Annotated in this window: 21 protein-coding genes and 1 tRNA gene; 19 read left to right on the forward strand and 3 right to left on the reverse strand. The window is 65.0% G+C overall.

The genetic code is table 11. The features are described from left to right. Window positions 1-37: 37 nt before the first annotated feature. The 3 genes from AK36_RS18000 to AK36_RS18010 form a co-directional block, all read right to left on the reverse strand. A complete protein-coding gene (locus AK36_RS18000) occupies window positions 38-1,588 on the reverse strand; it encodes a SulP family inorganic anion transporter (protein ID WP_045578923.1) in 1,551 nt (516 codons plus the stop codon). A 38-nt stretch (window positions 1,589-1,626) separates the two neighbouring features. Continuing rightward, window positions 1,627-2,271, reverse strand: coding sequence for a carbonic anhydrase (locus AK36_RS18005; protein ID WP_014723363.1), 645 nt, complete (start codon window positions 2,269-2,271; stop codon window positions 1,627-1,629). A 384-nt stretch (window positions 2,272-2,655) separates the two neighbouring features. Further along, window positions 2,656-3,168 carry a hypothetical protein gene (locus AK36_RS18010; RefSeq protein WP_011885541.1) on the reverse strand — a complete coding sequence of 171 codons (513 nt, stop codon included), beginning with the start codon at window positions 3,166-3,168 and terminating at the stop codon, window positions 2,656-2,658. A 180-nt stretch (window positions 3,169-3,348) separates the two neighbouring features. Here AK36_RS18010 and AK36_RS18015 point away from each other — a divergent pair, with 180 nt between their 5' ends. The 19 genes from AK36_RS18015 to nuoL all read left to right on the forward strand — a co-directional run bounded on the left by AK36_RS18015 (window position 3,349) and on the right by nuoL (window position 22,222). After that, window positions 3,349-4,608: a branched-chain amino acid ABC transporter substrate-binding protein gene (locus AK36_RS18015; RefSeq protein ID WP_045578924.1), complete on the forward strand. Its 1,260-nt coding sequence runs from the start codon at window positions 3,349-3,351 to the stop codon at window positions 4,606-4,608. A gap of 118 nt (window positions 4,609-4,726) precedes the next feature. Continuing rightward, complete coding sequence (rpsO, locus tag AK36_RS18020) at window positions 4,727-4,996, forward strand: 30S ribosomal protein S15 (RefSeq protein ID WP_006398792.1); 270 nt, start codon at window positions 4,727-4,729, stop codon at window positions 4,994-4,996. Between the two features lie 291 nt (window positions 4,997-5,287). Beyond that, a complete protein-coding gene (pnp, locus tag AK36_RS18025) occupies window positions 5,288-7,435 on the forward strand; it encodes a polyribonucleotide nucleotidyltransferase (RefSeq protein ID WP_011885539.1) in 2,148 nt (715 codons plus the stop codon). Between the two features lie 150 nt (window positions 7,436-7,585). Next, the gene (locus AK36_RS18030; RefSeq protein WP_011885538.1) at window positions 7,586-8,605 is read left to right on the forward strand and encodes an NAD(P)H-quinone oxidoreductase; all 1,020 of its coding nucleotides are present in this window, start codon (window positions 7,586-7,588) and stop codon (window positions 8,603-8,605) included. 141 nt (window positions 8,606-8,746) lie between these two features. Continuing rightward, window positions 8,747-9,502 carry a triose-phosphate isomerase gene (gene tpiA, locus AK36_RS18035; protein ID WP_014723359.1) on the forward strand — a complete coding sequence of 252 codons (756 nt, stop codon included), beginning with the start codon at window positions 8,747-8,749 and terminating at the stop codon, window positions 9,500-9,502. Between the two features lie 72 nt (window positions 9,503-9,574). Then, window positions 9,575-9,961: a preprotein translocase subunit SecG gene (gene secG, locus AK36_RS18040; RefSeq protein ID WP_011885536.1), complete on the forward strand. Its 387-nt coding sequence runs from the start codon at window positions 9,575-9,577 to the stop codon at window positions 9,959-9,961. A 111-nt stretch (window positions 9,962-10,072) separates the two neighbouring features. Continuing rightward, window positions 10,073-10,157, forward strand: a tRNA-Leu gene (locus tag AK36_RS18045). Window positions 10,158-10,311: 154 nt separating this feature from the next. Beyond that, window positions 10,312-10,671, forward strand: coding sequence for an NADH-quinone oxidoreductase subunit A (locus tag AK36_RS18050; protein ID WP_011885535.1), 360 nt, complete (start codon window positions 10,312-10,314; stop codon window positions 10,669-10,671). Window positions 10,672-10,734: 63 nt separating this feature from the next. Further along, on the forward strand, window positions 10,735-11,214 hold the full coding sequence (locus AK36_RS18055) for a NuoB/complex I 20 kDa subunit family protein (protein WP_006398799.1): 480 nt from the start codon (window positions 10,735-10,737) through the stop codon (window positions 11,212-11,214). Between the two features lie 21 nt (window positions 11,215-11,235). After that, window positions 11,236-11,838 (forward strand): NADH-quinone oxidoreductase subunit C, encoded by a 603-nt coding sequence (locus AK36_RS18060; protein ID WP_011885534.1) that lies wholly within the window; start codon window positions 11,236-11,238, stop codon window positions 11,836-11,838. 9 nt (window positions 11,839-11,847) lie between these two features. Then, window positions 11,848-13,101 carry an NADH-quinone oxidoreductase subunit D gene (locus AK36_RS18065; RefSeq protein ID WP_011885533.1) on the forward strand — a complete coding sequence of 418 codons (1,254 nt, stop codon included), beginning with the start codon at window positions 11,848-11,850 and terminating at the stop codon, window positions 13,099-13,101. A 180-nt stretch (window positions 13,102-13,281) separates the two neighbouring features. Beyond that, on the forward strand, window positions 13,282-13,767 hold the full coding sequence (nuoE, locus tag AK36_RS18070) for an NADH-quinone oxidoreductase subunit NuoE (RefSeq protein ID WP_006478266.1): 486 nt from the start codon (window positions 13,282-13,284) through the stop codon (window positions 13,765-13,767). Further along, a complete protein-coding gene (gene nuoF / locus AK36_RS18075; protein WP_011885532.1) occupies window positions 13,764-15,074 on the forward strand; it encodes an NADH-quinone oxidoreductase subunit NuoF in 1,311 nt (436 codons plus the stop codon). Before nuoE ends, nuoF begins: the two co-directional genes overlap by 4 nt. 84 nt (window positions 15,075-15,158) lie before the next feature. Then, window positions 15,159-17,489 carry an NADH-quinone oxidoreductase subunit NuoG gene (gene nuoG, locus AK36_RS18080; protein WP_045578925.1) on the forward strand — a complete coding sequence of 777 codons (2,331 nt, stop codon included), beginning with the start codon at window positions 15,159-15,161 and terminating at the stop codon, window positions 17,487-17,489. Continuing rightward, window positions 17,490-18,557: an NADH-quinone oxidoreductase subunit NuoH gene (gene nuoH, locus AK36_RS18085; protein ID WP_011885530.1), complete on the forward strand. Its 1,068-nt coding sequence runs from the start codon at window positions 17,490-17,492 to the stop codon at window positions 18,555-18,557. Window positions 18,558-18,572: 15 nt separating this feature from the next. Beyond that, the gene (gene nuoI / locus AK36_RS18090) at window positions 18,573-19,061 is read left to right on the forward strand and encodes an NADH-quinone oxidoreductase subunit NuoI (RefSeq protein WP_011885529.1); all 489 of its coding nucleotides are present in this window, start codon (window positions 18,573-18,575) and stop codon (window positions 19,059-19,061) included. A 114-nt stretch (window positions 19,062-19,175) separates the two neighbouring features. Further along, on the forward strand, window positions 19,176-19,826 hold the full coding sequence (locus AK36_RS18095) for an NADH-quinone oxidoreductase subunit J (protein ID WP_011885528.1): 651 nt from the start codon (window positions 19,176-19,178) through the stop codon (window positions 19,824-19,826). 18 nt (window positions 19,827-19,844) lie between these two features. Then, window positions 19,845-20,150, forward strand: a complete 306-nt coding sequence (gene nuoK, locus AK36_RS18100) for an NADH-quinone oxidoreductase subunit NuoK (RefSeq protein ID WP_011885527.1) — start codon at window positions 19,845-19,847, stop codon at window positions 20,148-20,150. Window positions 20,151-20,167: 17 nt separating this feature from the next. Then, a complete protein-coding gene (gene nuoL / locus AK36_RS18105) occupies window positions 20,168-22,222 on the forward strand; it encodes an NADH-quinone oxidoreductase subunit L (protein ID WP_011885526.1) in 2,055 nt (684 codons plus the stop codon). The last annotated feature ends 3 nt before the right edge of the window (window positions 22,223-22,225 follow it).

Genomic DNA, 22,225 nt, shown 5'->3' on the forward strand with positions numbered 1-22,225 from the left:
CGGCCATACGCCGCACGGGGCATTTTTCATGGGCCGGTCATTCGGCGGCCGGCGCACGCCACGACCAGCGGCGGGCAGCCGCGGCGGCGGCCGGCTTGCGGCGCCGGAACTCGACCGTGATCGCGCGCCGCGGCGCCTCGGCGATGAACGCGTCGAGCAGTTCGAGCACGTCGTGATCGATGTAGTCGGCGCGCGTCGCGTCGATGATCACGGCAGCCCGATCGGGGATGTGGCGCAGGTGATGCTTGACCTGCACCTTGCCGAGGAACGACACGTCCTTGCGGAACGACAGCAGGAAGTGGTCGTCGTGCTGCGCGAGCGTGACGGGGCTCTTCAGGTTCGCGACCGCGACGGCCAGCACGCTGCAGGCGAGGCCGAGCGCGATGCCGAACAGCAGGTCGACGGCCAGCACGCCCGCGATCGTCGCGGCGAACGGCACGAACGCCGCGGGGCCCTGGTTCATCACCGAGCGGAACAGCGCGGGTTTCGCGAGCTTGATGCCCGTATGGATCAGGATCGCGGCGAGGCTCGCGAGCGGGATCAGGTTGATCAGGCCGGTGAGCGCGAACACGCTGGCGAGCAGCAGGATGCCGTGCACGATCGCCGACATCCGGCTTTGCGCGCCGGCGTTGACGTTGGCCGAGCTGCGCACGATCACCGACGTGATCGGCAGGCCGCCGAACGCGCCCGCGACGAGGTTGCCGACGCCCTGCGCCTTCAACTCGCGGTCCGGCTGCGCCGGCCGCCGCTTCGGATCGATCTGCTCGACCGCTTCGAGGCACAGCAGCGTCTCGAGGCTCGCGACGACCGCCAGCGTGATCGCGACGCGCCACACGTCCGGATTGACCAGTTGCGCGAAGTTCGGGCCGAGTTCCGCGTGCTTGAGCGACGCCGCGAGCGCGGCGAACGAGTCGAATTCCGGCAGCGTCACGCGATGCGCGGCGCCCGGCGCGGCCGACGGCGCCAGCGCGCCGAGCACGAGCGTCGCGCCGATGCCGAGCACGACGACCGCGAGCGGCGCGGGCACCGAGCGCACCCATGCGAAGCGGCGCAGCGCGGGCGTGTCCCAGGCGAGCAGCAGCGCAAGCGACGCGATCGCGATGGCGGTTGCCGCCCACGCGGTCGGCAGCGCCATCCACGAGCCAAGCGCTGGTGAGCCCGCGCCGCCGATGCCGAGCGCATACGGAATCTGTTTGACGATCAGCAGGATGCCGATCGCGGCGAGCATGCCCTTGATCACGGGCGACGGGACGTAAGCGGCGAAGCGGCCGGCGCGCAGCATGCCGAAGCCGAACTGCAGCACGCCGGACAGCAGCACGGCGAGCAGGAACGCGGAGAAGCTGCCGAGCTGCGCGATGCCTTCGACGACGATCACGACGAGGCCGGCCGCGGGGCCGCTCACCGACAGCGACGAGCCGCTGAGCAGCGCGACGACGATCCCGCCGACGATGCCGGACACGAGCCCGGCGAACGGCTCGACGCCGGATGCATTCGCGATACCGAGGCAAAGCGGCAGCGCGACGAGGAACACGACGATGCCGGCGACCATGTCGCGCGGCAGGGTGGATAGATGCTCGTTCAGTTTCATGATGAGGGCGATGTCATTGGCGTGGAAGAAGGCGCGGATCAGCCGACTGCCGCGGCCGTGGCGGCGTGCTCGAGGTCGGATTCGGCCGGCTCGGGCGCCGTATAGCCGGAGTCGAGCTCCTTCAGGCGGCCGTCGGCGAGCGAAAAGATCCAGCCGTGCACGAGCGGCGGGCGCTCGCGGCCGCGCACGATCGGCGACGCGCGCAGCAGCCGCACCTGTTCGAGGACGTTCAATTCGGCCAGACGATCGGCGGCAGCCGTTTCGTCGAGGCCGCCGAGCGTGTCGCGATGGCGTCGTGCGAGCGCGCAGAGCGGAGCGATGCGCCGCGCCACGTGCGGCAGGTCGGCCGGCGGCGGCAGCAGCGACGCGCGCACGCCGCCGCAACCGTAGTGACCGCAGACGATCACATGGTCGACCTTCAGCACGCGCACGGCGTACTCGAGCACGCTCGCGGAATTGTCGTCGTCGGGATGGAACAGGTTCGCGATGTTGCGATGGACGAACAACTCGCCGGGCACGCTGTGCGTGATGGTTTCGGCGGGCACGCGGCTGTCGGAGCAGCCGATCCACAGCACGCGCGGATTCTGACCGCGCGCGAGCGTATCGAAGAAGCCGGGCGTGTGTTCGCGCGTCTCGCGGGCCCAGGCGATGTTGGCAACCAGCATGCTCTTCGGGCGGTTCATGAGGACTCCTTTTCGACAGAAACGAATAGACACCGCACAAAACGTGAGCGGTCAGATGCTTTCTAAATTGAAAGGTTTGATTCGACCGATATTAGGGGTACGCCCTAGTGCCAGGGGTCATTGATACAAATTGTTTCAACTCGATTCGGCAAGGTGCATCAATTGCACCAATTCAACGCACGGAACGGATAGTCCATGCGCGGGGTTGCTGGCGTTGCGCCACAAGCGATTCGGCATGTCGCCACGCGAGCGTTGTGGCATCGGAAAGCATTACCGCGGAGGAATCGCGATTAATGAACCAGGGCGGAAAAAACGAAATGGCCATTCACGCATCAATACGTAAATGGCCATTGTGAAAATTGCGCGAAAATGCGCAATCGAAGCTCAGAACAGATTACGACGATCGGGGTCGTGCAGCGGATCGGGCGTTTTCTGCGTCGTGCGCAGGATGCCCTGCGGATCGAAATAGAAGCTGTACATCATGTACCAGACGTTGTCCTCGAGATACCGGTACGTCCACACCTCGCGCTTCATCAGCGGGAAGTATGAGGTTTCGACCGGGCGGCCGAAGTTGACGAGCACGTCGGTCTTGGTCCACTTGCCGATTTCCGCGCGATAGAACTCGCTCGGCTGCAGCACCTGGCGCACGTTGACGATCCGATGGGCCGCATCGATGTCGGCCGCGATCGTGATCTCGCCCATCGGCTGGGTCGGCCACATCATCCGCTTGCCGCCGCCGGGGAGGTCGTAGATCTCGCGCGGCGGGCCCATGCGCGCGACGATCGCCGACTCGTCCTGGCCGGCCTGGTATTGCTGCCACGGTTGGGCGCAGCCGGCGACGAGCGTCGCCGCGCAGGCGATCAGCACCGGCAGGCGCATGGGAATGCGAATGCGCATGGGTTTCTCCAGAACTCGCTAACCGTTCCGTTGTATCACGGACCGCGCGTGCCCGCGCACGCGCGCGCAAAAATCGGTGCGGATCGCCGGCCGGCGCCGCGTCGCGCGATGCTTGCGGGCGGCGGCGCGGGCGGCCTATGATCCGCGCTTTCCCCGGACAGATTCAGCGGCAGGTAACGGATGCAATCATGGAAGCGATGGGCGCTCGCGTGGAGCGCCGGATGGATGCTGGCGTCGTGCGCGCAGGCGGCAGGCGAGCCGGTGCGGATCGCCTTGATCGAAGGGATGTCGGGCCCGTTCGCGAATGCGGGCGCGGCAGTCGAGCGCAACCTGCGGTTCGGCGTCGAGCAGGTCGATGCGGCGGGCGGCGTGAAGCTGCGCGACGGCAAGCATCCGCTGGAACTCGTCGTGCTCGACAGCAAGGGCAGCCCGGAAGAGGCGCTCGTGCAGTTGCGCGCGGCGGCCGACCGTCACATCGGCTTCGTCGCGCAGGGCAACAGCTCGGCGGTGGCGGCCGCGCTGGTCACCGCGCTCGACAAGCTGAACGCGCGCACGCCGGACAACCGGATGCTGCTCCTCAATTATTCGGCCGACGATCCGGCGCTCACCGGCGCGCGCTGCAGTTTCTGGCATTTCCGTTTCGACGCGCACGCCGGGATGCGGATGGCCGCGCTCGCCGACGTGATGGCGCGCGACCGCGCGCTGCGCAAGCTCTATCTGCTGAACCAGGACTACAGCTTCGGCCATGACGTCAGCACGCTCGCGCGGCAGGCGCTGGCCGAGCGGCGCCCCGACGTGACGATTGCCGGCGACGAATTCCATCCGATCGGCCGCATCAAGGATTTCTCGCCGTATATCGCGAAGATCCGCGCGAGCGGCGCGGACGCCGTCGTGACCGGCAACTGGGGCAACGACCTCACGCTGCTCGTGAAGGCGGCGCGCGAGCAGGGGCTGAACGCGAAGTTCTACACGTTCTACGGCAACAGTCTCGGCGCGCCGGCCGCGCTCGGCGACGCGGGCGTCGGACGGGTCGTGGCCGTCGCCGACTGGCACCCGAACGCGGGCGGCGCGAAGTCGGACGCGTTCTACCGTGCGTTCCGCACCCGTTTTCCCGCCGCGCAGGACGACTATCCGGTGCGGCGCATGAGCCTGATGATCGAGATGCTGGCGGCCGCGATGGAGCGGGCCGGTTCGGCCGACCCGGTCGCGGTGGCCCACGCGCTGGAAGGGCTGTCGTTCGACGACGGCTTCCATGCGTCGACGATGCGCGCCCAGGATCATCAACTGATCCAGCCCCTTTACGTGATGGAGATGGACAAGGCCGGCACGCCGGGCGTTCGCTTCGACAACGAGGGCTCGGGCTACGGCTTCCGGACGATTCTGGCGGTGCCGGCGCAGCGCACGCCGCTGCCGTCCGCGTGTTCGATGACGCGCCCGTGACGGGCGGCGGTAGGAGCGGCGCGTAGTTGTGCTACAATGCGCGCCGGTTGTAAGTCACGGCACGGCCATTCTTCCGTGTCCGCGTGTACAGTTGGAAAGTCGAAATCAAGGAAATCACATGTCTGTTGCAGATATCAAGAAGTCGGAAGTCGTTGCTCAGTTCGCCCGCGGTACCAACGACACGGGTTCGCCCGAAGTCCAGGTCGCACTGCTGACCGCACGTATCGTCGAACTGACGGGTCACTTCAAGACCCACGCGAAGGATCACCACAGCCGCCGCGGCCTGCTGCGCATGGTGAGCCGCCGCCGCAAGCTGCTCGACTACCTCAAGGGCAAGGATGCCGACCGTTACCGCGCGCTGATCGAGAAGCTGGGTCTGCGTAAGTAATCGAGGCGATTGCCGCCAGCAAGATGCCTGTGTCAGTCCGCTGATGCAGGCATTTTGTTTTTGCGCGGTGCGTAGCGTCACACGCATCGCAGGTAGTCCGGCACATCGCGGCCGGGCTGCCGGAACGGCTGATACCGGGGTCGGGATTTGTGTCATTCCAGCGCGCCGCTCGACGAGCGTCGCGCTGGAATGGCATAAAAAACACACCTTGCTCCGGGTGATTCGGTCGGGACGCCGCCGCGCGGGATGGCCCACGCGGCGAATGAAACGAATGAGTTCAAAGGAGCAACCATGTCCATGTTCAACAAGGTCGTGAAGGAATTCCAGTGGGGCCAGCACAAGGTGCGCCTCGAAACCGGTGAAGTCGCCCGTCAGGCGAGCGGTGCCGTCATCGTCGACGTGGAAGACACCGTCGTGCTGGCGACCGTCGTCGGCGCCAAGTCGGCGAAGCCGGGCCAGGATTTCTTCCCGCTGACCGTCGACTACCTCGAAAAGACCTACTCGGCCGGCAAGATCCCCGGCGGCTTCTTCCGTCGCGAAGGCCGTCCGTCGGAGCATGAGACGCTGACGTCGCGCCTGATCGATCGTCCGCTGCGCCCGCTGTTCCCGGAAGGCTTCTACAACGAAGTGCAGGTCGTGATCCACGTGCTGTCCGTGAACCCGGACATCCCGGCCGACATTCCCGCGCTGATCGGCGCGTCGGCCGCGCTGGCCGTGTCGGGCCTGCCGTTCAACGGCCCGGTCGGTGCCGCGCGCGTCGCGTACATCGACAACGCCTACGTGCTGAACCCGACGCGTGACCAGATCAAGGCGTCGAGCCTCGATCTCGTCGTCGCCGGTACGGAGCGCGCGGTGCTGATGGTCGAATCGGAAGCCGACCAGCTGCCGGAAGACGTGATGCTGGGCGCGGTCGTGTTCGGCCACGAACAGATGCAGATCGCGATCGACGCGATCCACGAGCTCGTGCGCGAAGGCGGCAAGCCGGAGTGGGACTGGCAGCCGGCCCCGAAGAACGAAGCGCTGATCGCGCGCGTGACGGAACTGGCGCACGGCGATCTGCTCGCCGCTTACCAGCTGCGCGACAAGCAGGCGCGCTCGACGAAGCTGAAGGAAGTCTACGCGGCGACCTCGGCGAAGCTCGAAGAAGACGCGCTGGCGGCCGGCACGGTCGCGGCCGACAAGGCCACCGTCGGCAACATCCTGTTCGACATCGAAGCGAAGATCGTCCGCTCGCAGATCCTGAACGGCGAGCCGCGCATCGACGGTCGCGACACGCGCACCGTGCGTCCGATCGAGATCCGCACCGGCGTGCTGCCGCGCACCCACGGTTCGGCGCTGTTCACGCGTGGCGAGACGCAGGCGCTCGTCGTCGCGACGCTCGGCACGAAGGGCGACGAGCAGATCATCGACGCGCTCGAAGGCGAATACCGCGAGCGCTTCATGCTCCACTACAACATGCCGCCGTTCGCGACGGGCGAAACGGGCCGCGTCGGCTCGCCGAAGCGTCGTGAAATCGGCCACGGCCGTCTCGCGAAGCGCGCGCTGGTCAAGTGCCTGCCGAGCGCCGACGAATTCGGCTACTCGATCCGCGTCGTGTCGGAAATCACCGAATCGAACGGTTCGTCGTCGATGGCGTCGGTGTGCGGCGGCTGCCTCGCGCTGATGGACGCCGGCGTGCCGATGAAGGCGCACGTCGCCGGTATCGCGATGGGCCTGATCCTCGAGGGCAACAAGTTCGCGGTGTTGACCGACATCCTCGGCGACGAAGATCACCTCGGCGACATGGACTTCAAGGTGGCCGGCACCGAGCACGGCGTGACCGCGCTGCAGATGGACATCAAGATCCAGGGCATCACGAAGGAAATCATGCAGGTCGCGCTCGCGCAGGCGAAGGAAGGTCGCATGCACATCCTCGGCAAGATGACGTCGGCAGTGTCGGGTGCGAACACGCAACTGTCCGAGTTCGCGCCGCGCATGATCACGATCAAGATCAACCCGGAAAAGATCCGCGACGTGATCGGCAAGGGCGGTTCGGTGATCCGCGCGCTGACCGAAGAAACCGGCACGACGATCGACATTTCGGACGACGGCGTCGTGACGATCGCGAGCACGAGCAGCGAAGGCATGGCCGAAGCGAAGAAGCGCATCGAGAACATCACGGCCGAGATCGAAGTCGGCCAGGTGTACGAAGGCACGGTGCTCAAGCTGCTCGATTTCGGCGCGATCGTGAACCTGCTGCCGGGCAAGGATGGCCTGCTGCACATCTCGGAAATCGTCAACGAGCGCGTGAAGGACATCAACGACTACCTGAAGGAAGGTCAGCAGGTTAAGGTCAAGGTGATCCAGACGGATGAGAAGGGTCGCGTGCGCCTGTCGGCGAAGGCGCTGCTGAACGAAGCGGCTGCCGCGTCGCAGTCGGACACGCCGCCGCAGCAGTAAGCGGACCCGCGTGAGAACGGCCGGCAGCGCGAGAGCGCGCCGGCCGTTTTTTCTGTAGCATCGTTGTGCGGCGCAGCAGCGCCGGCGCAGCATCCGCGCCGCGCGCGGGCGCCTCATTCGCCATCCGATTCCGAGCCTGGAGCCATCACCATGAAAGCCATTGAAATCACCGAATTCGGTGCCCCCGACGTGTTGAAGCTGACGGAGCGCGTGCGCCCCGAACCGGCGCGCGGCGAGGTGCTGATCAAGGTGGCGGCTTCGGGCGTGAACCGGCCCGACGTGTTCCAGCGCAAGGGCGCGTATGCGCCGCCGCCCGGTGCGTCGGACCTGCCGGGCCTCGAGGTCGCGGGCGAGATCGTCGGCGGCGACCTCTCCGATCCGGCGCTGAACCCGTTCGGGCTGAAGCTGGGCGACCGCGTCTGCGCGCTGCTCGCCGGCGGCGGCTACGCCGAATATGCGGTCGCGCCGCTGCCGCAATGCCTGCCGGTGCCCGGCGGCCTGACCGACATCGAAGCCGCGTCGTTGCCCGAAACGTTCTTCACGGTGTGGAGCAACGTGTTCGACCGTGCGCTGCTCGGCGCGGGCGAGGGCGGCGAGCAGGAAACGCTGCTGGTGCAGGGCGGCTCGAGCGGGATCGGCGTGACGGCCATCCAGATCGCGCATGCGCTCGGTTTCCGCGTGTTCGCGACGGCCGGCACGGCGGACAAATGCCGGGCATGCGAGGCGCTCGGCGCCGAGCGTGCGATCAACTACAAGACCGAGGATTTCGTCGAGGTCGTCAAGTCGCTGACGCACGACCGCGGCGTCGACGTGATCCTCGACATGGTCGGCGCGGCGTACCTGCCGCGCGAACTCTCCGCGCTGGCGGACGGCGGCCGGATCGTGCTGATCGCGCTGCTCGGCGGCGCGAAGGCCGAGATCAACCTGGGCGAGATCCTGCGCCGCCGCCTGACGGTGACGGGCTCGACGCTGCGTCCGCGTCCGGTCGAGTTCAAGGCGCGCATCGCCGCCCAGCTGAAGGCGCGCGTGTGGCCGCTGCTCGCGGACGGCCGCATCAAGCCGGTCATCTACCGCGTGCTGCCTGCCGGCGACGCCGCCCAGGCGCATGCGCTGATGGAAAGCGGCGAGCACATCGGCAAGATCGTGCTGGATTGGGGCGCGATCGCCTGACGGTCGTGCGGCCGGGCTTGACATCGGCGGTTTGACCGGTTCAAGCCGGGCGCAGTAAAATCGCGGGTTTACTTCGCCAGAATCCACCTGACGGCCGGTTTTTCGGCACGTTAATGACAAGATAGTGACGAGACGGACACGATGTCGAAACAACGAACAAAGCGAGTGATCGGCAACTGGAAGATGCACGGCCGGCTGGCCGGCAACCAGGCGCTGCTGAACGAAGTGGTGCAGGGCGCGGACGCAGTGGCGGCCGGCACGTCGATCGGCGTATGCGTGCCGTTCCCCTATCTCGCGCAGGTTCAGGCGGTGCTCGGCGGCAGCCGGGTGGCGTTCGGCGCACAGGACGTGTCGGCGCACGAGCAGGGCGCGTACACCGGCGAAGTGGCGGCCGCGATGGTCGCGGAATTCGGCGCGCAGTATGCGATCGTCGGTCACTCGGAGCGTCGCGCGTATCACGGCGAGCGCAACGAGACCGTCGCCGCGAAGGCGCAGCGCGCGCTCGCGGCGGGCCTCACGCCGGTCGTGTGCGTCGGCGAAACGCTCGACGAGCGCGAAGCGGGCACGACCGAGCGGGTCGTCGGTGCGCAGCTCGACGCCGTGCTTGCCGTGCTGACGGCCGACGAGGCGGCGCGCATCGTCGTCGCGTACGAGCCGGTCTGGGCGATCGGCACCGGCAAGAGCGCGACGTCGGCGCAGGCGCAGGACGTTCACGCGTTCCTGCGTGCGCGTCTCGCGGCGAAGGGTGCGGCGCACGTGTCGGTGCTGTACGGCGGCAGCGTCAAGCCGGACAACGCGGAAGAACTGTTCGCGCAGCCGGACATCGACGGCGGCCTGATCGGCGGCGCGTCGCTGAAGGCTGAAGATTTTCTGGCGATCTGCCGGGCTGCGCGTTGAGCGGTCCGCGATCGAATTGAACCATGATGGCGGCCGGGTGGTCCGGTCGCCAGATCCAACCGGGTGGGTGTGATGCTGTTATTCAAAACGCTGATTATTGTGGTGCAGGTGCTGTCCGCGCTGGGCGTGATCGGGCTCGTGCTGCTGCAGCACGGCAAGGGTGCCGACATGGGCGCCGCATTCGGCAGCGGCGCGTCGGGCAGCCTGTTCGGCGCGACCGGCTCGGCGAACTTCCTGTCGCGCACGACGGCCGTGCTGGCTACGGTTTTCTTCATCGCGACGCTCGCATTGACGTACCTCGGTTCGTACAAGGCGACGCCGTCGGCAGGCGTACTGGGCGCGACCGCGACCGCGCCGGCATCTGCGCCGGCGGCCTCGGCGCCGGTCGTCGCAGCCTCTGCCGCAGCGGGTTCCGCCGCGTCGGCGGCAAGCGCCCCGGGCCAGGACGTGCCGAAATAAAAAGTTAAAATTTTTGCCGTTGTGCGTTGAACAAACCGGGAACTCGGGTTACAATTTAATTCTTGAAGCGATTCGCGGGAAACGTGCAGTACGACCCGAGTTGCATGCAGTGCCGACGTGGTGAAATTGGTAGACACGCTATCTTGAGGGGGTAGTGGCGAAAGCTGTGCGAGTTCGAGTCTCGCCGTCGGCACCAAAGTTACTCAATGCCAGCCGCTTCTAGTGGCTGGCATTTTTCATTTGTGGGGTGTGTCTTGCGATTGTCTTGGAATCGCGCGTACTCCGAAATGATTCCTTCCGCCGGAAGTGGTATTCTCCGGACGCTCAGAACCAACCGATAGAGGATTGCCTTGAACCTCGCAGCCTATTACCCCGTCTTGTTGTTCCTCCTCGTGGGCACTGGTTTAGGTATAGCGCTGGTCAGTATCGGCAAGCTCCTTGGGCCCAACAAGCCGGACGTCGACAAGAACGCACCGTACGAGTGCGGCTTTGAAGCCTTTGAAGACGCCCGGATGAAGTTCGACGTCCGGTACTACCTCGTCGCCATCCTGTTCATCATCTTCGATCTCGAAACCGCATTCCTGTTTCCGTGGGGCGTCGCGCTCCGGGACATCGGCTGGCCGGGTTTCAGCGCAATGATGATTTTTCTGCTCGAATTCCTGCTGGGCTTTGCCTATATCTGGAAGAAAGGCGGGCTCGACTGGGAGTGATGGGTTTAATCGCCGGTTTGCATGGGCGACCACGCTGGGTCGCTCGTCTGGAGTGGAAAGCAAATGAGTATCGAAGGGGTCTTGAAGGAAGGGTTTGTCACCACGACGGCTGACAAGCTGATCAACTGGACGCGCACCGGCTCGTTGTGGCCGATGACGTTCGGGCTCGCGTGTTGCGCCGTCGAAATGATGCATGCGGGCGCGGCGCGCTACGACCTGGACCGGTTCGGGGTCGTGTTCCGCCCGAGTCCGCGCCAGTCCGACGTGATGATCGTCGCCGGCACGCTCTGCAACAAGATGGCGCCGGCACTGCGCCGCGTGTACGACCAGATGGCCGAGCCGCGCTGGGTGATCTCGATGGGATCGTGCGCGAACGGTGGCGGTTACTACCACTACTCGTACTCGGTGGTGCGCGGCTGCGACCGGATCGTGCCCGTCGACGTCTACGTGCCGGGCTGCCCGCCCACGGCCGAGGCGCTGGTCTATGGCGTGATCCAGTTGCAGGCGAAGATCCGCCGCACCAATACCATCGCCCGTCAATAAAGCCCCGAGCGTCCCCTCAATATGGCAAGCAAAATCGAGACTCTCAAGGCAAACCTCGAAGCCGCGCTCGGCGCGCGCGTGGTGAGCCTCACCGAAGCGATCGGTGAACTGACGCTCGTCGTGAAGGCGAGCGATTACCTCGAAGTCGCAAAGACGCTGCGCGACGATCCGAAGCTCCGTTTCGAGCAGTTGATCGACCTCTGCGGCATCGACTACCAGACCTACGGCGACGGCGCGTACGACGGCCCGCGTTTTGCGGCCGTGTCGCAGCTGCTGTCGGTCACGAACAACTGGCGCCTGCGCCTGCGCGTGTTCGCGCCGGACGACGATCTGCCGATCGTGCCGTCGCTCGTCGACACCTGGTCTTCCTCGAACTGGTACGAGCGCGAAGCGTTCGACCTGTACGGCCTCGTGTTCGAAGGGCACCCCGACCTGCGCCGCCTCCTCACCGACTACGGCTTCATCGGCCACCCGTTCCGCAAGGACTTCCCGGTGTCGGGCTACGTCGAAATGCGCTACGACCCGGAAGAGAAGCGGGTCGTCTACCAGCCGGTGACGATCGAGCCGCGCGAAATCACGCCGCGCGTGATCCGCGAGGATCGCTATGGCGGTCTGAAACATTAAGGGGGCGTCATGGCAGAAATCAAGAACTACACGCTCAACTTCGGCCCGCAGCACCCGGCAGCGCACGGCGTGCTGCGCCTCGTGCTCGAGCTCGACGGCGAAGTCATCCAGCGTGCCGATCCGCACATCGGCCTGCTGCACCGCGCGACCGAAAAGCTCGCGGAAAACAAGACCTTCATCCAGTCCGTGCCGTACATGGACCGTCTCGACTACGTGTCGATGATGGTCAACGAGCACGGCTATGTGCTCGCGATCGAGCGTCTGCTCGGCATCGACGTGCCGGAGCGCGCGCAGTACATCCGCGTGCTGTTCGACGAGATCACGCGCGTGCTGAACCACCTGATGTGGATCGGCGCGCACGCGCTCGACGTCGGCGCAATGGCCGTGTTCCTGTACGCGTTCCGCGAGCGCGAAGACCTGATGGACGTGTACGAAGCGGTGTCCGGCGCACGGATGCACGCGGCGTATTACCGTCCGGGCGGTGTCTATCGCGACCTGCCGGATGCGATGCCGCAATTCAAGGCGTCGAAGATCCGCAACGAGAAGGCGCTCGCGAAGATGAACGAAGCGCGCAGCGGCTCGGTGCTCGATTTCATCGACGACTTCTTCACGCGCTTCCCGAAGTGCATCGACGAATACGAAACGCTGCTGACCGACAACCGGATCTGGAAACAGCGTCTGGTCGGGATCGGCGTCGTGAGCCCGGAACGTGCGTTGCAGATGGGCCTCACCGGCCCGATGCTGCGCGGCTCGGGGATCGCGTGGGACCTGCGCAAGAAGCAACCGTACGAAGTGTACGATCGCATGGATTTCGACGTGCCGGTCGGCGTGAACGGCGATTGCTACGACCGCTATCTGGTGCGTGTCGAAGAAATGCGTCAGTCGGTCCGTATCGCGAAACAGTGTATTGAGTGGCTCCGCAAGAATCAGGGGCCGGTGATGACCGACAATCACAAGGTTGCGCCGCCGTCGCGCGTCGGCATGAAGACCAACATGGAAGACTTGATTCACCACTTCAAGCTCTTCACCGAAGGTTTTCACGTGCCGGAAGGCGAAGCGTACGCGGCAGTCGAGCATCCGAAGGGCGAGTTCGGCATCTATCTCGTGTCGGACGGTGCCAACAAGCCGTATCGCCTCAAGATCCGCGCACCGGGCTTCGCGCATCTCGCGTCGCTCGACGAAATGGCGCGCGGCCACATGATTGCCGACGCCGTCACGATCATCGGTACGCAGGACATCGTGTTCGGCGAGATCGATCGCTAATGGTTGCGCCGCCCGCGCGAGCGGGCGGCGAGCAGTAAGTCACACGCGAAGTCTGATGCTGCATGCGCTGAACCGGCGCGGCTTCGCAAGCTGTCAACAGTGAGCGCCAGGTCTGCCGTCCGTGCACAGCAGTGCGGCAGGTTGTTCGTTCGGTAGGAATTGAAAGAGTCGTGTCTGAAAATGATCTCAGCTGAAGGCCTGAAAGAAATCGATCGAGCGTTGACGAAGTATCCCGCCGATCAGAAACAGTCCGCCGTGATGTCGGCGTTGGCCGTCGCTCAGGAAGAGCACGGCTGGCTGTCGCCCGAACTGATGCAGTTCGTCGCGGACTATCTCGGCATGCCGGCCGTTGCCGTGCAGGAAGTCGCGACGTTCTACACGATGTACGAGCTCAAACCGGTCGGCAAGCACAAGATCACGCTCTGTACGAACCTGCCGTGTCAGCTTGGCCCGCACGGCGGCGCCGAGGCGACGGCCGACTACCTGAAACAGAAGCTGGGCATCGGCTTCGGCGAGACCACGCCTGACGGCAAGTTCACGCTGAAAGAAGGCGAATGCATGGGCTCGTGCGGCGATGCGCCGGTGCTGCTGGTGAACAATCACAGAATGTGCAGCTTCATGAGCCGCGAGAAGATCGACCAGCTGCTTGAGGAGCTTTCGAAATGACGTCCCTTCACGACCGTCACATCAAACCGCTGATCCTCGCAGGCCTTAACGGCGAGAACTGGCATCTCGAAGATTACGTCGCGCGCGGCGGCTACAAGCAGCTGCGTCGCATTCTCGAAGAGAAGATTCCGCCGGAGCAGGTGATCGCCGACGTGAAGGCGTCGGGCCTGCGCGGCCGTGGCGGTGCGGGCTTCCCGACCGGCCTCAAATGGAGCTTCATGCCGCGCCAGTTCCCGGGGCAGAAGTACCTCGTCTGCAACTCGGACGAAGGCGAACCGGGCACGTTCAAGGATCGCGACATCCTGCGCTGGAACCCGCACGCACTGATCGAAGGGATGGCCATCGGCGCATACGCGATGGGCATCACCGTCGGCTACAACTACATCCACGGCGAAATCTTCGAAGTCTATCGACGCTTCGAGGCTGCCCTGGACGAGGCGCGCGCCGCCGGCTTCCTCGGCGACAACATCATGGGCTCGGAATTCTCGTTCCAGCTGCACGCGCACCACGGTTACGGCGCGTACATCTGCGGCGAGGAAACGGCGCTGCTCGAATCGCTCGAAGGCAAGAAGGGCCAGCCGCGCTTCAAGCCGCCGTTCCCGGCGAGCTTCGGCGTGTACGGCAAGCCGACCACGATCAACAACACCGAGACGTTCGCCGCGGTGCCGTTCCTGCTGTCCATCGGGCCGCAGAATTACCTCGAGATCGGCAAGCCGAACAACGGCGGCACGAAGATCTTCTCGGTGTCGGGCGACGTCGAGCGTCCGGGCAACTACGAAGTGCCGCTCGGCACGCCGTTCGCGACGCTGATGGAGCTCGCCGGCGGGATGCGCGGCGGCAAGAAGATCAAGGCCGTGATTCCGGGCGGCTCGTCGGCGCCGGTGATTCCGGGCGACATCATGATGCAGACGGATCTCGACTACGACTCGATCGCGAAGGCGGGCTCGATGCTCGGCTCCGGCGCGGTGATCGTGATGGACGAGACGCGCTGCATGGTGCGTTCGCTGCTGCGCCTGTCGTACTTCTATTACGAGGAATCGTGCGGCCAGTGCACGCCGTGCCGCGAAGGCACCGGCTGGCTGTATCGCGTCGTGAACCGCATCGAGCACGGCGAGGGCCGCCAGGAAGACCTGGACCTGCTGAACTCGGTGGCGGAGAACATCATGGGCCGTACGATCTGCGCGCTCGGCGACGCGGCGGCGATGCCGGTTCGCGGGATGCTCAAGCACTACTGGGACGAATTCGCGTACCACGTCGAGCACAAGCACTGCATGGTCGGCGGCCACACACACGCGGCGGCAGCCTGAAGCGAAGTACCGGTTGCGGAATTTGAGCGCACGGTCGGGCGAACGCGCGAACGGGCGGAAATAGGTTAAGGACCATTCACCATCATGGTTGAACTTGAAATAGACGGCAAGAAGGTCGAGGTGCCCGAAGGCAGCATGGTGATCCAGGCTGCGCACAAGGCGGATACGTACATTCCTCACTTCTGCTATCACAAGAAACTGTCGGTTGCGGCCAACTGCCGGATGTGCCTCGTCGAAGTCGAGAAGATGCCGAAGGCCGTGCCTGCCTGCGCGACGCCCGTGTCGGCCGGCATGGTCGTGCACACGCAATCCGACAAGGCCGTGAAGGCGCAGCAGTCGGTGATGGAATTCCTCCTCATCAACCACCCGCTCGACTGCCCGATCTGCGATCAGGGCGGCGAATGCCAGCTGCAGGATCTGGCGGTCGGCTACGGCAAGTCGTCGTCGCGCTATTCGGAAGAAAAGCGCGTGGTGTTCCACAAGAACGTGGGCCCGCTGATCTCGATGGAAGAAATGTCGCGCTGCATCCACTGCACGCGCTGCGTCCGCTTCGGCCAGGAAATCGCCGGCGTGATGGAGTTCGGCATGCTGGGCCGCGGCGAGCACTCGGAAATCACGACGTTCGTCGGCAAGACGGTCGACTCCGAGCTGTCAGGCAACATGATCGACCTGTGCCCGGTCGGCGCGCTGACCAGCAAGCCGTTCCGCTACAGCGCCCGGACCTGGGAACTGTCGCGCCGCAAGTCGGTGAGCCCGCACGATTCCGTCGGCGCGAACCTCGTCGTGCAGGTGAAGAACAACCGCGTGATGCGCGTGCTGCCGTTCGAGAACGAAACGATCAACGAATGCTGGATCTCGGACAAGGACCGCTTCTCGTATGAAGCGCTCAACAGCACCGAGCGCCTGACGAAGCCGATGCTGAAGCAGGGCGGCCAGTGGATCGAAACCGACTGGCAGACCGCACTCGAATATGTCGCGAAGGGCCTGAAGGGCATCGCCGCGGATCACGGCGCGAACGCGCTGGCGATGCTCGCGAGCGCGCACAGCACGGCCGAAGAGCTGTTCCTCGTGAAGCAGCTCGCCAATGAACTGAAGACGCCGAACGTCGACTTCCGTTTGCGCCAGCAGGATTTCTCGGCGCCGGTCGCCGGTGCGCCGTGGCTCGGCATGCCGATCGCCGATCTGTCGAACCTCGGTGCCGCATTGGTCGTCGGCTCGTTGCTGCGCCGCGACCACCCGCTGTTCGCCGCACGCCTGCGTCAGGCCGCGAAGAACGGCGCGAAGCTGCACTTCCTGAACGCAACCGGCGACGACTCGCTGATCCCGACCGCGCAGCGCATCGTCGCCGCACCGTCGGCATGGCTCGACGAACTGGCCGGCATCGCCGCGGCGGTCGCGCAACTGCGCGGCGTCGCGCTGCCCGATGCGCTCGCCGGCGTCACGGCGTCGGCGGCCGCCCAGGCCGTCGCGCAATCGCTCGCCAACGGCGAACGCCGCGCGGTGCTGCTCGGCAACGTCGCCGTGCGTCACCCGCAATTCGCGCAGCTGCACGCGCTCGCACAGTGGATCGCCGAGAACACCGGCGCGACGCTCGGCTTCCTGACGGAAGCGGCGAACACGGTCGGCGCGCACGTGGTCGGCGCACTGCCGGGCGAAGGCGGCCTGAACGCTCGCGAAGCGTTCGCGCAGCCGCGCAAGGGCTACGTGCTGCTGAACGTCGAACCGGAATTCGACACCGCCGATCCGGCGCAGGCGCTTGCCGCGCTGAACCAGGCGGAAATGGTCGTCGTGATGTCGCCGTTCAAGCACGGCGTCGATTACGCCGACGTGCTGCTGCCGATCGCGCCGTTCACCGAAACGGCCGGCACGTACGTGAACGCCGAAGGCACGGTGCAGAGCTTCAACGGCGTCGTGCGCGCACTCGGCGACACGCGCCCCGGCTGGAAGGTGCTGCGCGTGCTGGGCAGCCTGCTCGGCCTGCCGAACTTCGAATACGAGACGGCCGAAGAAGTACGTCTCGCCGCGCTCGGCGACGCAGGTGTCGCAAGCCGCCTGTCGAACCGCACGTCGGTCGCGCCGGCACGTGTCGCAGCCAGCGCCGCGAACGGCGGCTTCGAGCGCCTCGCCGACGTGCCGATCTATCACGCCGACGCACTCGTGCGCCGCGCAGGTGCGCTGCACCTGACGGCCGCCGCGAAGGCCGCGAACACCGTCGGCCTGCCGGCCGGGCTGTTCGACAAGCTGGGCTTGAAGGAAGGCGACGCGGTGCGCGTGCGTCAAGGCGAGCGTGCGGTGCAGTTGCCGGCCGTGCGCGACGCGAATCTTGCGGAGACGGTCGTTCGCGTGTCGGCGGCGACGCCTGCCGGCGCAGCGCTCGGCAGCCTGTTCGGTGAACTGGTGGTGGAGAAGGCGTAAATGAGCTTGTTCGATACGATCAACGCGGGCGGAGCCCAGCTTCTCGGCGTCGCGTGGCCGACGGTGTGGGCGCTCGTGCGCATCCTCGTCGTCGCCGTCGTGATCCTGCTGTGCGTCGCGTACCTGATTCTGTGGGAACGCAAGCTGATCGGCTGGATGCACGTGCGTCTCGGGCCGAACCGCGTCGGCCCCGCCGGTCTGCTGCAGCCGATCGCCGACGTGCTGAAGCTGCTGCTGAAGGAAGTGATTCAGCCGAGCGCAGCGAGCCGCTGGCTGTACCTGGTCGCGCCGGTCATGACGGTCGTGCCCGCGTTCGCGGTGTGGGCGGTGATCCCATTCCAGGCCCAGGCGGTGCTCGCGAACGTGAACGCCGGCCTGCTGTACGCGATGGCGATCTCGTCGATCGGCGTGTATGCGGTGATTCTCGCCGGCTGGGCGTCGAACTCGAAGTACGCGTTCCTCGGCGCGATGCGCGCCGCTGCGCAGATGGTCTCGTACGAAATCTCGATGGGCTTCGCGCTGGTGCTCGTGCTGATGACGGCCGGCAGCCTGAACCTGTCGGAAATCGTCGGCTCGCAGCAGCACGGCTTCTTCGCCGGCCACGGCGTGAACTTCCTGTCGTGGAACTGGCTGCCGCTGCTGCCGGCGTTCGTCGTCTACTTCGTGTCCGGCATCGCCGAAACGAACCGTCACCCGTTCGACGTGGTGGAAGGCGAGTCGGAAATCGTCGCGGGTCACATGATCGATTACTCGGGTATGGCGTTCGCGCTGTTCTTCCTCGCCGAGTACATCAACATGATCGTGATCTCGGCGCTGGCGGCGACGCTGTTCCTCGGCGGCTGGGACGCGCCGTTCGAATTCCTGTCGTTCATTCCGGGCATCTTCTGGCTGGTGCTGAAGGTATTCGCGCTGCTGTCGGTGTTCATCTGGGTGCGTGCGACGTTCCCGCGCTACCGTTACGACCAGATCATGCGCCTGGGCTGGAAGGTGTTCCTGCCCGTCACGGTGATCTGGGTGGTCGTGGTCGGCTTCTGGATGATGTCGCCGCTGAACATCTGGGTGAAGTAAAGATCGGACGAAATCATGACGGCAATCCAACACTTCTTTAAGACCTTCTTCCTGACGGAGCTGCTGAAGGGGCTCGCGCTGACCGGTCGCTACACGTTCCGGCGCAAGTTCACGGTGCAGTTCCCGGAAGAAAAGACCCCGATCTCGCCGCGTTTCCGCGGGCTGCACGCGCTGCGCCGCTACGAGAACGGCGAAGAGCGCTGCATCGCGTGCAAGCTGTGCGAGGCCGTGTGCCCCGCGATGGCGATCACGATCGAATCGGAAACGCGTGCGGACAACACGCGCCGCACGACGCGCTACGACATCGACCTGACGAAGTGCATCTTCTGCGGTTTCTGCGAAGAAAGCTGCCCGGTCGATTCGATCGTCGAGACGCAGATTCTCGAGTACCACGGCGAAAAGCGCGGCGACCTGTATTTCACGAAGGAAATGCTGCTCGCGGTGGGCGATCGCTACGAGAAGGACATCGCCGCGGCGAAGGCTGCCGACGCGCCGTATCGTTGATTGTGTTTGCAGTGCCGGCCCGGCATCGACGGGCCGTGCCGCCGCGACGGGTGCGGCACGCGAGAGCGTCCCGCAAGCCGCGCCTGACTATGGCCTAACGATGAACCGGTAATCATGGAATTCACGACCGTACTGTTCTACATCTTCGCGCTGCTCCTGGTGGTATCAGGGCTGAAGGTGATCACTTCGCGCAACCCGGTGGCGTCTGCGCTTTTCCTTGTGCTGGCGTTCTTCAACGCCGCCGCGATCTGGATGCTGCTGGAAGCGGAGTTCCTCGCGATCCTGCTGGTGCTGGTCTACGTGGGCGCCGTGATGGTGCTGTTCCTGTTCGTCGTGATGATGCTCGACATCAACATCGACTTCCTGCGGCGCGACTTCAAGAAGTTCGTGCCGATGGCCACCGTCGTCGGCGCGATCATCGTGGTCGAGACCGCGCTGATCCTGTGGCGCGGCTACGGCGACACGCACACGGTCCACGCGATGGCGACCGGCGCGATGGCCGACTGGTCGAACACGCGCCTGATCGGCAAGGTGATCTACACCGACTACATCTTCGCGTTCGAAATCGCCGGCCTGGTGCTGCTGGTGGCGATCATCGCCGCGATCGGGCTGACCGCGCGTCACGGCAAGGACAGCAAGCGCCAGCGCGTGTCGGATCAGGTCAAGGTGCGCCGCAACGATCGCGTGCGCCTCGTGAAGATGGAAGCGGACAAGCCGCAGCCGGCAACGGCGCAGAGCGAAGCCGGTACGAGCACCAACGGCTAAGCGGAGGAAACCCATACCATGCTGACTCTTGCCCATTACCTCGTGCTCGGCGCGATCCTGTTTGCGATGTCGATCGTCGGGATTTTCCTGAACCGCCGCAACATCATCATCATCCTGATGGCGATCGAACTGATGCTGCTGGCCGTCAACACCAACTTCGTCGCGTTCTCGCACTATCTCGGCGACGTACACGGCCAGATCTTCGTGTTCTTCGTGCTGACGGTCGCCGCAGCGGAAGCCGCGATCGGCCTCGCGATTCTGGTGACCCTGTTCCGTAAGCTCGACACGATCAATGTCGAGGATCTCGATCAGCTCAAAGGTTAATTTCAGGCAACGCTGTTATGTCAACGACACTCAATGAAAACCTGCTGCTGGCGATTCCGCTCGCTCCGCTGGCCGGCTCGCTGATTGCGGGGCTGTTCGGGAACGCAGTGGGGCGCAAGGGCGCACATCGGATCACGATCCTCGGCGTATTGATCGCGTTCCTCCTGTCGGCGAAAGTCTTCTTCGACGTGATGGGCGGCGCGAGCTTCAACGCGACCGTCTATGAATGGATGAACGTCGGCTCGCTGAAACTCGAGGTCGGCTTCCTCGTCGATTCGCTGACCGCGATGATGATGGTGGTCGTCACCTTCGTCTCGCTGATGGTGCACGTGTACACGATCGGCTACATGTCGGAAGAGGACGGCTACCAGCGCTTCTTCTCGTACATCTCGCTGTTCACGTTCTCGATGCTGATGCTCGTGATGAGCAACAACTTCCTGCAGCTGTTCTTCGGCTGGGAAGCGGTGGGTCTGGTGTCGTACCTGCTGATCGGCTTCTACTTCACGCGTGAGAGCGCGATCTACGCGAACATGAAGGCGTTCCTCGTGAACCGCGTGGGCGACTTCGGCTTCCTGCTGGGCATCGGCCTGCTGCTCGCGTTCGCGGGCTCGATGAACTACGGCGAAGTGTTCGCGAAGCGCGCGGAACTCGCGAGCCTGCACTTCCCGGGCACCGACTGGGGCCTGCTGACCGTCGCCTGTATCTGCCTGTTCATCGGCGCGATGGGTAAGTCGGCGCAGTTCCCGCTGCACGTGTGGCTGCCCGACTCGATGGAAGGCCCGACGCCGATCTCCGCACTGATTCACGCGGCGACGATGGTGACCGCCGGCATCTTCATGGTGTCGCGCATGTCGCCGTTGTTCGAGCTGTCGGATACCGCGCTGTCGTTCATCACGGTGATCGGCGCGATCACGGCGCTGTTCATGGGCTTCCTCGGGATCGTCCAGAACGACATCAAGCGCGTCGTCGCGTATTCGACGCTGTCGCAGCTCGGCTACATGACCGTCGCGCTCGGCGTGTCCGCTTACCCGGTCGCCGTGTTCCACCTGATGACGCACGCGTTCTTCAAGGCGCTGCTGTTCCTCGGCGCCGGTTCGGTGATCATGGGCATGCACCACGACCAGGACATGCGCAACATGGGCGGCCTGCGCAAGTACATGCCGATCACGTGGATCACGTCGCTCGTCGGTTCGCTCGCGCTGATCGGCACGCCGTTCTTCTCGGGCTTCTACTCGAAGGACTCGATCATCGACGCGGTGAAGCTGTCGCATCTGCCGGGTTCGGGCTTCGCTTACTTCGCGGTCGTCGCCAGCGTGTTCGTCACCGCGCTGTACTCGTTCCGCATGTACTTCCTGGTGTTCCACGGCGAAGAGCGCTTCCGCAAGCCGAAGCATCCGGAATCGCCGATGGGCATGGCGGCCGCACACGGTCACGACGATCACGGCCATGGCCACGGTCATGACGACCATGCGCACGAGCCGCACGAGACCCCGTGGGTCGTGTGGGTGCCGCTGGTGCTGCTGGCGATCCCGTCGCTGATCATCGGTGCGATCGCGATCGGTCCGATGCTGTACGGCGACTTCTTCCAGCACGGCGTCGCGTTCGACAAGGTGATCTTCATCGGCCAGAACCATCCGGCACTCGCCGAGATGGCCGAAGAGTTCCACGGCTGGGTCGGCATGGGCCTGCACTCGGTGTCGGGTCTGCCGGTGTGGCTGGCGCTTGCCGGTGTCGTCGTCGCGTGGTTCCTGTACCTGAAGCGTCCGGATCTGCCGGCGTCGATCCGCCGCGCGTTCGGTCCGATCTACACGCTGCTGGACAACAAGTACTACATGGACAAGATCAACGAAGTGGTGTTCGCCCGCGGTTCGGTGGCGATCGGCCGCGGCCTGTGGAAGGAGGGCGACGTCGTCGTGATCGACGGTCTCGTCAACGGCAGCGCCCGGTTCATCGGCTGGTTCGCCGGCGTGATCCGCTTCCTCCAATCCGGTTACATCTATCACTACGCGTTCGCCATGATCATCGGCATGCTGGGGCTCCTGACCCTGTTTGTAACGCTCGGCGGCAAATAAGGC

Source organism: Burkholderia vietnamiensis LMG 10929 (genome assembly GCF_000959445.1).
Lineage (GTDB): Bacteria > Pseudomonadota > Gammaproteobacteria > Burkholderiales > Burkholderiaceae > Burkholderia > Burkholderia vietnamiensis.

What these genes read in the sequence shown, in the direction of transcription:
- AK36_RS18000 (WP_045578923.1), bottom strand. Translation starts at nt 1,588, where the DNA reads ATGAAACTGAACGAGCATCTATCCACCCTGCCGCGCGACATGGTCGCC.
- AK36_RS18005 (WP_014723363.1), bottom strand. Translation starts at nt 2,271, where the DNA reads ATGAACCGCCCGAAGAGCATGCTGGTTGCCAACATCGCCTGGGCCCGC.
- AK36_RS18010 (WP_011885541.1), bottom strand. Translation starts at nt 3,168, where the DNA reads ATGCGCATTCGCATTCCCATGCGCCTGCCGGTGCTGATCGCCTGCGCG.
- AK36_RS18015 (WP_045578924.1), top strand. Translation starts at nt 3,349, where the DNA reads ATGCAATCATGGAAGCGATGGGCGCTCGCGTGGAGCGCCGGATGGATG.
- rpsO (WP_006398792.1), top strand. Translation starts at nt 4,727, where the DNA reads ATGTCTGTTGCAGATATCAAGAAGTCGGAAGTCGTTGCTCAGTTCGCC.
- pnp (WP_011885539.1), top strand. Translation starts at nt 5,288, where the DNA reads ATGTCCATGTTCAACAAGGTCGTGAAGGAATTCCAGTGGGGCCAGCAC.
- AK36_RS18030 (WP_011885538.1), top strand. Translation starts at nt 7,586, where the DNA reads ATGAAAGCCATTGAAATCACCGAATTCGGTGCCCCCGACGTGTTGAAG.
- tpiA (WP_014723359.1), top strand. Translation starts at nt 8,747, where the DNA reads ATGTCGAAACAACGAACAAAGCGAGTGATCGGCAACTGGAAGATGCAC.
- secG (WP_011885536.1), top strand. Translation starts at nt 9,575, where the DNA reads ATGCTGTTATTCAAAACGCTGATTATTGTGGTGCAGGTGCTGTCCGCG.
- AK36_RS18055 (WP_006398799.1), top strand. Translation starts at nt 10,735, where the DNA reads ATGAGTATCGAAGGGGTCTTGAAGGAAGGGTTTGTCACCACGACGGCT.
- AK36_RS18060 (WP_011885534.1), top strand. Translation starts at nt 11,236, where the DNA reads ATGGCAAGCAAAATCGAGACTCTCAAGGCAAACCTCGAAGCCGCGCTC.
- AK36_RS18065 (WP_011885533.1), top strand. Translation starts at nt 11,848, where the DNA reads ATGGCAGAAATCAAGAACTACACGCTCAACTTCGGCCCGCAGCACCCG.
- nuoE (WP_006478266.1), top strand. Translation starts at nt 13,282, where the DNA reads ATGATCTCAGCTGAAGGCCTGAAAGAAATCGATCGAGCGTTGACGAAG.
- nuoF (WP_011885532.1), top strand. Translation starts at nt 13,764, where the DNA reads ATGACGTCCCTTCACGACCGTCACATCAAACCGCTGATCCTCGCAGGC.
- nuoG (WP_045578925.1), top strand. Translation starts at nt 15,159, where the DNA reads ATGGTTGAACTTGAAATAGACGGCAAGAAGGTCGAGGTGCCCGAAGGC.
- nuoH (WP_011885530.1), top strand. Translation starts at nt 17,490, where the DNA reads ATGAGCTTGTTCGATACGATCAACGCGGGCGGAGCCCAGCTTCTCGGC.
- nuoI (WP_011885529.1), top strand. Translation starts at nt 18,573, where the DNA reads ATGACGGCAATCCAACACTTCTTTAAGACCTTCTTCCTGACGGAGCTG.
- AK36_RS18095 (WP_011885528.1), top strand. Translation starts at nt 19,176, where the DNA reads ATGGAATTCACGACCGTACTGTTCTACATCTTCGCGCTGCTCCTGGTG.
- nuoK (WP_011885527.1), top strand. Translation starts at nt 19,845, where the DNA reads ATGCTGACTCTTGCCCATTACCTCGTGCTCGGCGCGATCCTGTTTGCG.
- nuoL (WP_011885526.1), top strand. Translation starts at nt 20,168, where the DNA reads ATGTCAACGACACTCAATGAAAACCTGCTGCTGGCGATTCCGCTCGCT.